The organism is Arthrobacter sp. MYb23 (assembly GCF_002979775.1).
In the GTDB taxonomy this organism is placed as follows: Bacteria; Actinomycetota; Actinomycetes; order Actinomycetales; family Micrococcaceae; genus Arthrobacter.
The window spans coordinates 128,277-139,305 of the sequence record NZ_PCPR01000010.1; the positions used below are offsets into that span (position 1 = coordinate 128,277).

The window sequence follows — 11,029 nt, forward strand, 5'->3', positions numbered from 1 at the left end:
ATGCTTGCATCAATCAGCCGCCGCGGAATCCTTGCCATCTATGCGGTCATTATCATCGTCCCCATCACCGTTGTCCTGTTCGGCAGCTTCAAGTCCACGCAGGAACTCTTCGAAGGTCCGTTCAGCCTTCCCCAGTCCCTTGCTCCCGATAACTTCGCGGAAGTCATTGGCGGTCAGGATCTCGGCTCGTCCTTCCTGAACAGCGTTATTGTCACCGGGATTTCCGTTCCCATCACGCTCTTCGTTGCCAGCCTGGCTGGTTACGCCGTGGCCCGGCTGAGGGGCTTCGCGTCATGGGCCATCTTTGGATTCCTTGTCCTGGGAATGGCCATCCCGGCCCAGGCCAATATGGTGCCGCTGTATGTGCTGTTCGGCCGTATGGGTCTCCTGGACAACCTCACCGGACTCATCGTGGCCAACATCGTCTCCACACTGCCCATTGCCGTGTTCATCCTGGGTGGATTCATGCGTACCCTGCCCAAAGAACTCTATGAAGCATGCTCCATCGACGGCACCGGACCGTGGCGGACGTACGTATCCATAGCGCTCCCGCTCTCGGCGCCCTCCATCGCCGCTGCTGCCATCTTCCTGTTCGTCATCCACTGGAATGAGCTGCTGTACCCGCTTTTGTTCATCCAGTCCCCCGGAAATCGAACCCTTCCCTTGGCATTGCTGAGCTTCCAAGGTGAGTTCCAAACCAACTACCCGCTCTTGTTCGCCGGCGTCATCCTGGCATCGCTGCCCGTTGTGGTGGCCTATGTCTTCCTGCAGCGATACTTCGTTGCGGGCATTACCGCCGGCGCCAGCAAGGGATGAGGCACCATTCCGGCCGCCGGACACCGCACCTCTCCCAGCCAACGAAAGGCAACATCAAGTGAACCTGAAATCAGCGCAACACCTGATTAACGGAACCTGGCACTCTGCCGGAACATTCAAGGACGTAACGGACCCGGGAAACGGGAGCACCGTAGGCGAGGTGGCGTGGGGAACCGCGGAGGACGCGGTCAAAGCCGCTGACGCCGCTGCCGAAGCTTTTGGCGATTGGTCCCGGACGACGGCCCGCACCCGCGCCGACCTCCTCCGCAACGCCGCTGCGCTGTTGTCCGAACGCCGCGACGAACTGGCGCATACCCTGGCGTTGGAAGCGGGCAAGCGACTCCCCGAGGCGCAAGGCGAGGTGGACTTCTCAGTGGAATACTTCCGCTGGTTCGCCGAGGAAGTACGCCGCACAACGGGCACCGTCAGCCCACCCGAACTGCGGGGCCGCCGACACCTCAGCACCAGCAAACCCATTGGGGTAGCCCTTAGTCTCACCCCCTGGAACTTCCCGGTTTCCATCCAAGCCCGCAAACTAGCCGCCATGCTCGCGGCCGGCTGCACCGTGGTTGGCCGTGTCTCCGAGAAAGCACCGCTTGCCGCGACAGGCCTTTTCGAGATCCTGCACGATGCCGGGTTCCCCGCCGGAGTGGTCAATCTAGTGAACGGTCCTTCCCGCGAAATCACCGGCGCCCTGCTCAAGCACCCCGCAGTCCGCGCCGTCAGCTTTACTGGCTCTACCGGGGTTGGCCGTCAGATCATGGCTTCCGCGTCCGAACGTGTAGTGAGGCCGCTGCTGGAACTCGGCGGCAACGCACCATTCATCGTCTTCGAGGACGCAGACCTTGACGCCGCCGTTGAGGGGGCAGTCCTCGGAAGGCTCCGCAACACAGGACAGTCCTGCGTCGCTGCCAACCGTTTCCTGGTCCAAGACAGCATCGCGGACGAATTCGGCCGTAAACTGGCCGCGAAATTTGATGCGATGACCATTGGGCACGGCGTGCCGGACGGTGATTCGCCCGTCCCGGATCTTGGTCCTGTCATTGACGTCGAGCGCGTTACCGCTGTGCAGGCCCTGGTGGACGATGCCCTTGGCCGCGGAGCCCGCCGCCTCACCGAACGCACCCAAGTTCCTGGAGAGGGCTCCTTCATGGCACCCACACTTCTCACGGATGTTCCCGACGACGCACCCTTGGTGAGCGAGGAAGTCTTCGGCCCAGCGGCGGGCATAGTGACGTTCTCCACTGAAGAGGAAGCAATCAAGAAGGCAAATGCCACCGAAATGGGGCTTGCCGCCTACATCTGGAGCAGCAGCCCCAAGCGTGGCTGGGACATCCCGGAACAGCTGGAAGCAGGCATTGTAGGAGTCAACGATCCCCTCCCGTCCGTGGCCTTCGCACCCATGGGCGGTGCCAAGCAGTCAGGCCTGGGCCGGGAAGGATCAAGCCTCGGCCTCGAGGAGTTCGAGGAGGTCCAGTACGTGGCCTGGAAGCCCTAAATGCTGACTACCGGACTTGTTCTGGGCGCAGTGGTCATGGGTGCCGGGATGCAACGCATTACCGGCATGGGATTTGCGTTGGTGGCAGCCCCGTTCCTGGTTCTTCTCCTCGGCCCCGTGGAAGGGGTGGTGCTGGTCAACGTCTGCGGAGCCGTGACGGCCGGGGCCATCATCTTCCGCGTCATGCGGGACATCGACTGGAAGAGATACCTGGCACTGGCTTCCTCGGCGCTTTTGGGGATTGTCCCCGCGGCATTCCTCATCCGGTACCTGCCGCCGTCGGTCCTGGAGATTTCGATCGGGGTGACTCTTGCCTTGGGGCTGACCGTCCTGCTGGTCATGAAGTCAGCCGTCCTGCCCCAGCGTCGCCGCTATCTCTTCACCGCGGGGGGCCTCAGCGGCTTCATGAACACCGCCGCAGGGGTGGGGGGACCAGCCGTCAGCATTTACTCCATGGCTACCCGGTGGCAGCACAAGTCGTTCGCCGCCACGATGCAGCCCTACTTTTTCACCATCGGCGCCTTTTCCCTTATTTCCAAAGCGGTAACCGCTCCAGCTTCGTTTCCCGTCCTGCCGATGACAATGTGGCTAGCCGTCGCCGCTGCCTGTTTGATCGGGCTTGTCCTGGGTGACCTCGCCTCCAAGCGGGTTTCCACCCGGGCCGCCCAGATTCTCCTGATTATCCTGGCCTACCTGGGAGCAGCAGCCACCATCGTTCGCGGTGTGCTTGACGCCATTGGCTGAACGCTCCTCCAAACAACATTTAGATCCCACCACCACCATCGAAAGGACTGCCATGTCCCCCGTTTCATCAAAAATCGATTCAGCAGAAGAACGTACCCTGCGGGTTTCCGCAACCAAGGGTGAACCTGTCGCTCTGACGATTGATGGCTCCAATCCAGTGTCCGTTCGGCTTGAAATTGACAACAACTGCGGCTGCGCCGAAAGCCCTGTCAGAGTCGGCTCGTATACCGATACTGACTTCGGAGGGCGCTGAGAGGATTAGCTTCCTCCACCTGATAGTGTTGGTTTTCCAACATCATCCGTTCGCTTCCTATCATTCAGGCGTGCCCGCAAGGAGAACCATGGATCTTTCTTCATCTTTCAAGGCCTACGACGTCCGTGGCTTGGTGGGTGTTTCCCTCACCGATGAAGTTGCAGAAGCCATCGGGGCAGCATTCGTTGACGTTCTGGGCCTCGCGGGCAAAACCGTCTTCTGCGGCGGAGACATGCGTCCGTCCTCCAAGGGGTTCGTTTCTGCGTTTTCACAGGGTGCCGCGGCCCGGGGCGCCGAGGTATGCGACCTCGGACTCATTGCCACGGACGAGCTCTACTTTGCCTGCGGCGCCATGAACGCGGCTGGTGCCATCTTCACAGCAAGCCATAACCCTGCCCAGTACAACGGAATCAAGATGGCCAAGGCCGGAGCTGTTCCCATCTCTTCTGACTCAGGACTGTTCGATATCCGGGACCTTGCCCAACGCTATCTGGACCACGGGTATCCCAAGGCAGAATCAGCGGGGACCGTTTCGCCGCTTGACGTCCTTGGTGACTATGCGCTCAAGCTGCGTTCGCTCGTGGACCTGACGGGAGTGAGGCCGCTAAAAGTTGTAGTGGATGCAGGCAACGGCATGGCCGGCCTAACAGTTCCCGCGGTGTTGGGCAGCCAGATTCTGGAAGCCTTGCCCTTGACTCTCGTCCCCTTGTATTTCGAGCTGGATGGCACCTTCCCCAACCACCCGGCCAACCCCTTGGAACCGGAGAACCTTCGGGACCTGCAAGCAGCCGTCCTTGCCCACGGCGCTGACCTTGGGCTGGCATTCGACGGCGACGCTGACCGCTGCTTTGTTGTGGACGAGACCGGTCATCCCGTGACACCGTCGGCCATTACCTCCATGATCGCGGTGCGCGAGATTTCAAGGGTTCAAGCAGCGGGCCAGCGCAACCCCGTGGTGATCCATAATTTGATCACGTCCCAATCGGTACCCGAGTTCGTGACGGCGGCCGGTGGCCGGCCAGTCCGTACACGAGTAGGCCACTCGTTCATCAAGGCACAAATGGCTGAAAAAGACGCCGTCTTCGGTGGGGAACATTCGGCCCACTACTACTTCCGTGACTTCTACAACGCGGACACCGGGATGCTGGCAGCCATGCACGTCCTTGCTGCCCTGGGCGAGCAATCCGCGCCCCTGTCCACGCTTGCACGGCAATACGAGCCGTACTCGGCCAGCGGAGAAATCAACTCAACCGTGGCGGACGTTTCACGAGCCATTTCGGACGTGCGCGAAACGTACCAACAAGCGCAGGGTGTCCGCATTGATGACCTTGACGGGCTGAGCGTGATCGCCGAGTCAGGCGAATGGTGGTTCAACCTCAGGGCCTCAAATACGGAGGAACTGCTCAGGCTCAACGTCGAAGCCACCGATGAAATGACCATGGGCCGCATGCGGGATGCTGTCCTGGACATGATCCGGAAGTAGCAACACCTAACAGAAGCGTTCGACGGCGGGTGCGTACTCGCCGTCGAACGCTTCTGTTCTCTACTGGTCCTGCCAACCGGATGGCGGCGGAGCGTCCAGGAAGGTGGTCACAACGTCCAGCACAAGGTTGGTCCTCGCCAGGCCGGAAAAATGTGTGGTGCCCGGGAAGACCGCGAGCTGCGAGGCGGGTACGCCCTCAAAATCACCATTCACGTCACCCCCGCGCAGCTGGAGGAACCGCACCGCGTGCTCAAGTTTGACCATGTCGCAGTCGCCCACTGTGATCAAGGTAGGGGCCTGGATTCCGCGGATCTCCTCGTCCGACCACCCCGTTGACCCGGTGTCGTATCCGCCGAGCTTGGTCAAGAGTCCTTGCAGGTGCTCGTGATCCGGATGCGGCGAGACGGCCATGTACCGCTGCTCCATGGGGGTGCCCGCGATCATGTCCACGGTCATTTCGGTGACGGCCTCTGCGTTTCCACCACGATCACCGTCGGGGTTGAATGACACAGACGAAACGATGAGCTTCCGGACGAGTTCGGGATGCTTGATCGCCAGATGCAGTGCAACGGCCCCGCCGACGCTGAAGCCGAAGACATCAACCTCGCTAACGCCCAGGGACTCCAGAAGGCCAACGACGTCCGATGCCAAATCGGCGGTGTTCAACGGGCGGTCGATGTCGTTGGTTCTGCCGTGGCCTTGGAAGTCAGTGGCGATCACCCGACGCTCCGCTGATAAGGCCGGGATAAGCGCACCGAACTGCTGCTCAATGTCGAACAGCCCGCCGTGCAGGAGCAGCAAGGGCGTGCCACCGGAACCGTGCAGCTCGTAGTACATCTGTAGTCCGTTGACCTCTGCGTAGCCGGCTTCCGGGTCTGGAGTCTGATAGTTCATTCGTTGCCCTCCTGCGTTGTAAGGATCGCTGGCCGTTGCGCGTCATCCTAGTCCCGCAGCGGTGATGGCGGCAGGGTCGTGCGCTACGCTGAGCGGGACTATTCTGGCGGGCATGGCACAGGCAGGTTCGCCAGTACGTGCGTGGATCGGGACTATTCTCTTCCTGTTTCTCGCCCCTGGCATCGTGGCAGGAATCGTTCCCGGACTGATCTCCGGCTGGCGTTGGTTTGACTGGGGCTCAGCGTGGATCGTGATGTTGTTTGCGTGGAGCGCTATCGCTGCTGGGGTAGTTTTCCTCCTGCACGCCTTTGTGCTGTTTGCCCTGCACCGTGGAACGCCCGCTCCGGTGGCTCCCACCGAGGTGCTGGTGGTGACGGGAGCCTACCGCTATGTGCGCAATCCCATGTACCTCGCGGTCCTAACCATCATCCTCGGCCAGGCTTTGCTGTTCGGTAGTTGGGGACTGATGATCTAGGCAGTGATTGTCCTCGCCACGGTGTTTGCGTTTGTGAAGGGCTACGAGGAACCAACCCTCACCGAGACATACGGCGAGCAGTACTTGAACTACAAACGCAACGTCCCGGGGTGGTGGCCGCGGATCACGCCGTGGCGGGAGTGACTTCAAATGTTGGCGTTACAGCCTCAGTGGACTCGGCCTGTGGCTCGTCAGGATCTGCCCATTCGAGGGCAGCGACAAGGTGGCTTTCGTTGGGCAGGGCTTGCTGTTCGGAGGCCGGGAGCTTGTCGTATGTATAGGCGGCGACTGCCATGGGTGAGGTTGACCGCCCGAGGCTGTACCTGACGCTGCGGTCGTTCTTGGTGCCGCAGATCAGGATGCCAATCGTTTCGTTGTGATGCTCACGGCGAAGCATGTCATCCACAAGGGCAACGTAAAAGTTCAGCTTGCCGGCGTACTCAGGCTGGAACTTTCCTGTCTTAAGCTCTATGACGACGTACCGGTTCTGGTCCATGTGGAAGAACAGCATGTCGACGTAGTAGTCGTCGCCGTCTACATCGAAGTGGACCTGCCGGCCAACGAACGAGAATCCCGGCCCGAGTTCCCTGAGGGTTTCAGTGATTCGGCTGGTAAGGGCCAGTTCCAGGTCCCGTTCGGCGACTTCCCCCGACAGGCCGAGAAATTCGAAGCTATAGGGGTCCTTGGCCACCTGCTGGGCCAGTTCGGAATCTTGTCCAACAAGCCGTTGGACAAAGTTCGACGGCGCCGCGCCTGTCCTTTCCAACGTCCGGTTCATGATCATGTTCAGCAGGACGTTGCGAGACCAGCCGTGGTCAACTGCGGCAGCCGCGTACCAATCCCGATGCTCCGGCATGTCTAGTTTGTCCAACAGCACTGTGATGTGGCCCCACGGCAATTGTCCAACGGCTTGTTGGACAATTGAATCCGGCCAGGCGGCTGCGAATCCCCTCATATAGAAAAGGTTGGATCGCGATAGGCCCTTCATCTCCGGGAACTCTGCACGGAGGTCCTCGGCCAGGCGTCCCATGACCCCACTCCCCCATTGCTCCGCCTGCTGGCGCTCCAGCACAGTCTTCCCGATCGACCAATACAACTCGATCAGCTGTGTGTTGACGGTTCGACGGGCGGTCTGACGCGCATCGCGCACGCGTTTCTTGAGCGCGTCTAAGAGATCTTTGTAATCTGCGGGTAAAGCCAGGGCACGCGAATCAGTCATGCACACAAACCTATTGACCGCCACTGACATTTCTCAGAGCAAACCCCTACTCCGAGTCTTCCCCCGTCACCGTGGACTCCCGGATGATCAGCTTCGGGGCCAGGCTCACGCGCCGCAGCGCCGGAGACGCCAAGGAGCCGGTCTTCCCGCCCAGCCGCTCCATGCACATGGCGACGGCGGCATGGCCTACGTCCCGCTTCGGCGGGGCGATAGAGGTCAGGGGTACCGGGGCGAGGTCCGCCACCTCGTCGTCGTAGGCCACGATCGCCAGGTCCTCCGGCACGTCCAGGCCTGATTCTTCGGCGAGGTTGATCAGGGTGATGGCTTCTTCGTCCGGAAGCACCAGGGCTGCGTGCGTGTTTGTACGCCGGCAGTCTTTGAGGAACTTCGCGAACTCCTTTTGGTTGTTGCCGGCACCCACCACTGAACGGACGTATTCCATGATGGGCGCATCATTTTCGAGACCTAGCTTGGCCACCATTCGCTCGTGGCTTTCACGGAGCCACGGCGCCGTGGGGCTGGTGGCAATGGCGAGTCCTATCCTGCGGTGGCCCAGGGATGCGAGATGTTCAAGGGCAAGCTCGGCACCATAGCTGTGATCGGACATCACGGATTCAAACACCCGGCTTGAACGTTCCACGAGCACTACGGGGATTCGCAGCCCGGACAGCAGCTCGAACGTTGGAGATCCGGGTTCCAGGGACCCGGCGGTGGCCAACAGTATCCCGTCCACGGAGTTGGCCACCATGCGTTGAAGCTGCCTGTGCTCATCCTCGGTGGAGTAGTTGCTAACGCCCAGAATCAGCCGGGCGTTCAATTCCCTCGCGGCTGATTCTGCCCCGCGGATGACCTCCGGAAAGTAATAGCCCGTGGTCGGGACAATAAGTCCCAGGGTCGCGAGCGGCTGACGGGATCTCCTGTGAATAGTGTCGCCTTGCCGTTCAGAGGGGACGGGAACGGCGCCGCCGTGGACCCGGCGCAGCAGTCCTTGGGCAGCAAGCTGCGTCAGGTCCCGGCGGATGGTCATGGTGGACAGGCCGGTCTTCTCCGCGAACCCATTGACGGTCAGGGTTCCCCGCATTTCAAGCTCACGCAGAATCTTCTCGTGGCGTTCGCCGCTGAGCATGCCCACCCTCTCCGAAGTCCAGATGTTCAAACAAGCATAGGTGACCGTATGCACATGCGTTGCGGGGCCTGCTCTGCGCGATAAATACTCGCCAGAGAGCGCAAAGCTGGCCCCGCAACGCCGGGCACCTACCGCCGTGGGTGGTCGTTGATCCGCACGAGGTTCCGTCCCCGCATGGTGTAGAGGTAGCCGTCCTCGTCATTGTTAATGTGTGAGCCGCTGTACCAGGCGCCGTCGATATCAGCCACGACGGTGGCTACTTCGAAGGTTTTCGGGTCGAAGCGGAAGACGTGGGTGTTGGAAACGCCGTATACCGCGCCACGGTTGGTGACCAGGGCCGCGAAGCCGTAGCTGACCGAGGTGATGTCCGAACGGTGAACAACCTTGCGTTTGGGTAGGTCTATGACAAAAAGACCACCCTTGCGGGTCACACCGTAGAGGTACTTGCCCTGTACGGCGAGGGCTGCGATGCCCGCACCTTCCCCGGCATCCAGTCGCCACAATTCCTTCCCTGCCACAGGGTTGAAGGCCACTACTGTTCCTGCGCCATCGAGATTTGGATTGCCGCCGCCCAAATAGGCCACGCCGTCGCGGGACGCCACCGCCCGGAGCAGCTGCACGTTGTCGATCGGATTCAGGAAGAAGCCCTTCTTGCCCGTCCGGGGATCGTAGGTCCATAGTGAGCCGCCGCCTTCGGTGTCCGCTTGCGCCGCCACGAGGACCAGCTTGTTGGTTTCGTCCCAGCAGACGTCCAGGGGACGGTTCTGCTCCTTGGGGAAGTCCGCTACCTGCGTGATCGGCTTTCCATTCCGGGGGTCGTAGCTCCAGATGCCCTGGCCGCTGTACTGCCCGGTGTACAGGGCGCCGTCCACCACGATTGCGTCTTTCGCTTCACCCGGAGCGCTCATGTTGTTGACTTGCCCGGTCCGGAGCGAGCGGCGTGCAATGACGCCGTTGCCTCCCACATAGACGTAGCCCGCACCGGCCGCGATACCCATGACCGATTGAGGATCAGAGGGTGCGCCGGCTTCGCCGAGGTCGGTGGTCTTGGTGCTGCCGGTTGCGGGGTCGATCTCCGCCACGAAGCCGTAGCCCGAGGTGACCAACACCTTGCCGCCCTTGGTGTCGACGCCCCAGATCTCCCCCAGTGAAGGCCCTTGGTACGGCACCGCCGAGATCGCGTTGGCGGACAAGCTATAGGCAATCAGCCCGGTTTCGTTGGCGAAGTAGACTTTGTCGCCAATGGCCGCAAAGTTCTTGGCAGTCTTCCCCTCGGAGAGGGTTTGCACGTAGGTCTTCGGGTTGCTGAGACTCACGGCAGCAATCTTGGAGTTCTCCAAGGAACCGGCAGAACTCACCATCAACTTGTCTCCCACGATGCCAAGATCGCGGATGCTGGGATCCTTCAGCATTTCGGCCGGGGTGACGTTGGTGAAAGTCTTGGCAGCGCGGTCGTATGCGAACAAGCAGGCCCTGCTTGCGCCGCTTCCACCATTGAGCGTGCTGCCTGCCCCGAAGAAGATCGTGGAGTCGGTGGCGGCCACCGCACGGGCGAGGGTGGCACCGGCGTCGGGGATTCCCAGGCTGGTGATTTGCCCGTTGGCGGGGTCGAATTCCCACAGTGCAGGCGCCGTCGGGCTGCCGCCACCCACAATGTAGAGGCGTCCGTTGGGGGCAACGCTGAGGTCCCGGACATCCCGGTCGCCGATGTAGCCGATCGCCGTGGCCTTGGTTCCGAGACTGTTGAGGTCCCAGCGGAACAGGTTTGGCAGCACGCCCGTGGACTTCTGCAGGACACCGGCGTAGAGGTAACGGCCGGAAGCGTCAGCGGCCAAGGTCTGGATCGAGTGCCCGTTGCTGATTTCGGTCTGGCCGATGACCTTTCCGGTGGGGACGTGGAAGGCAATAATCCGGACCGGATCCAGATTGCGGGAACCGATGTAAAGAACGTCGCCAACCAGCAAGCCGCTCATCAAGGAGAACTGTACGACGGCGGGACCCAGGTCCAGGATTTCCGTCGCCTGTGGCTTGGACCCCAGGAGGGTGGACGCCGACGCCGGTTGGCCGGCTGCCAGCCCGAAGGCTGCGGCGAGCGACGCTGCTCCGCCAACTTGTAGGACTGACCGTCTGCTGATGTTCGATTTCTCCATTGGAATCCCTGTTCTTAGGTAATGACTTTTCAGTAGTCGCCGTTTTCGGGTGTCCAGAATTCATAGCAGCGCGGCGCTGACGGAGTCCAGCATTTCTGTTCGTTCAAACAGAAGTAACTACTGATGTCTCCTACTGCTTAGGGTGAGGTCGTTCGCTACCGCACCTCACTAATGTTTGAAAATGTTTGAAATCTTGTAGATGTTCGAAGTGGCGCGGTTACATGGATTCATCGCATGTGGCCCCAACCACACTTCTTCGCATCTCAAGTCTTCAAAGGAGAACACCATGAAGCGTCGTCACCTCTTCGCCGGAGTAGCTGGCATGGCTGCCAGCACTCTGTTGCTGGCCGCCTGCGGCACCGGCCCCACCC

Annotated in this window: 10 protein-coding genes; 6 read left to right on the forward strand and 4 right to left on the reverse strand. The window is 61.0% G+C overall.

Annotated elements, in window-relative coordinates:
* The 4 genes from CQ020_RS12585 (at nt 1) to CQ020_RS12605 (ending at nt 4,794) form a co-directional block, all read left to right on the forward strand.
* On the forward strand, nt 1-816 hold the full coding sequence (locus CQ020_RS12585; RefSeq protein ID WP_105692151.1) for a carbohydrate ABC transporter permease: 816 nt from the start codon (nt 1-3) through the stop codon (nt 814-816).
* Between the two features lie 58 nt (nt 817-874).
* Nucleotides 875-2,314, forward strand: a complete 1,440-nt coding sequence (locus CQ020_RS12590) for an NAD-dependent succinate-semialdehyde dehydrogenase (protein WP_105692152.1) — start codon at nt 875-877, stop codon at nt 2,312-2,314.
* Nucleotides 2,315-3,058 carry a sulfite exporter TauE/SafE family protein gene (locus tag CQ020_RS12595; protein WP_024818277.1) on the forward strand — a complete coding sequence of 248 codons (744 nt, stop codon included), beginning with the start codon at nt 2,315-2,317 and terminating at the stop codon, nt 3,056-3,058.
* A gap of 341 nt (nt 3,059-3,399) precedes the next feature.
* Nucleotides 3,400-4,794 (forward strand): phosphomannomutase/phosphoglucomutase, encoded by a 1,395-nt coding sequence (locus tag CQ020_RS12605; RefSeq protein ID WP_105692153.1) that lies wholly within the window; start codon nt 3,400-3,402, stop codon nt 4,792-4,794.
* Nucleotides 4,795-4,854: 60 nt separating this feature from the next.
* Here CQ020_RS12605 and CQ020_RS12610 read toward each other — a convergent pair whose 3' ends face one another.
* Nucleotides 4,855-5,688 carry an alpha/beta fold hydrolase gene (locus CQ020_RS12610; RefSeq protein WP_105692154.1) on the reverse strand — a complete coding sequence of 278 codons (834 nt, stop codon included), beginning with the start codon at nt 5,686-5,688 and terminating at the stop codon, nt 4,855-4,857.
* A 112-nt stretch (nt 5,689-5,800) separates the two neighbouring features.
* Here CQ020_RS12610 and CQ020_RS12615 point away from each other — a divergent pair, with 112 nt between their 5' ends.
* A complete protein-coding gene (locus tag CQ020_RS12615) occupies nt 5,801-6,163 on the forward strand; it encodes an isoprenylcysteine carboxylmethyltransferase family protein (protein ID WP_258141866.1) in 363 nt (120 codons plus the stop codon).
* A 3-nt stretch (nt 6,164-6,166) separates the two neighbouring features.
* On the forward strand, nt 6,167-6,307 hold the full coding sequence (locus CQ020_RS24485; RefSeq protein WP_258141867.1) for a hypothetical protein: 141 nt from the start codon (nt 6,167-6,169) through the stop codon (nt 6,305-6,307).
* Here the strand turns inward: CQ020_RS24485 and CQ020_RS12620 are convergent.
* From CQ020_RS12620 to CQ020_RS12630, 3 genes are all read right to left on the reverse strand, one after another.
* Entirely contained in the window at nt 6,288-7,382 is a 1,095-nt protein-coding gene (locus tag CQ020_RS12620; protein WP_105692155.1) for a YhcG family protein, read from the reverse strand. The two genes, CQ020_RS24485 and CQ020_RS12620, sit on opposite strands and share 20 nt — an antisense overlap.
* A 46-nt stretch (nt 7,383-7,428) precedes the next feature.
* Complete coding sequence (locus CQ020_RS12625) at nt 7,429-8,538, reverse strand: substrate-binding domain-containing protein (RefSeq protein WP_258141868.1); 1,110 nt, start codon at nt 8,536-8,538, stop codon at nt 7,429-7,431.
* Nucleotides 8,539-8,636: 98 nt separating this feature from the next.
* On the reverse strand, nt 8,637-10,658 hold the full coding sequence (locus CQ020_RS12630) for a PQQ-binding-like beta-propeller repeat protein (RefSeq protein WP_105692157.1): 2,022 nt from the start codon (nt 10,656-10,658) through the stop codon (nt 8,637-8,639).
* Nucleotides 10,659-11,029 lie beyond the last annotated feature (371 nt).

Excerpts from the sequence above, each read along its gene's own strand:
- CQ020_RS12615 (WP_258141866.1), top strand. The coding sequence starts at position 5,801 with ATGGCACAGGCAGGTTCGCCAGTACGTGCGTGGATCGGGACTATTCTC.
- CQ020_RS12630 (WP_105692157.1), bottom strand. The coding sequence starts at position 10,658 with ATGGAGAAATCGAACATCAGCAGACGGTCAGTCCTACAAGTTGGCGGA.
- CQ020_RS12610 (WP_105692154.1), bottom strand. The coding sequence starts at position 5,688 with ATGAACTATCAGACTCCAGACCCGGAAGCCGGCTACGCAGAGGTCAAC.
- CQ020_RS12620 (WP_105692155.1), bottom strand. The coding sequence starts at position 7,382 with ATGACTGATTCGCGTGCCCTGGCTTTACCCGCAGATTACAAAGATCTC.
- CQ020_RS12605 (WP_105692153.1), top strand. The coding sequence starts at position 3,400 with ATGGATCTTTCTTCATCTTTCAAGGCCTACGACGTCCGTGGCTTGGTG.
- CQ020_RS12585 (WP_105692151.1), top strand. The coding sequence starts at position 1 with ATGCTTGCATCAATCAGCCGCCGCGGAATCCTTGCCATCTATGCGGTC.
- CQ020_RS12595 (WP_024818277.1), top strand. The coding sequence starts at position 2,315 with ATGCTGACTACCGGACTTGTTCTGGGCGCAGTGGTCATGGGTGCCGGG.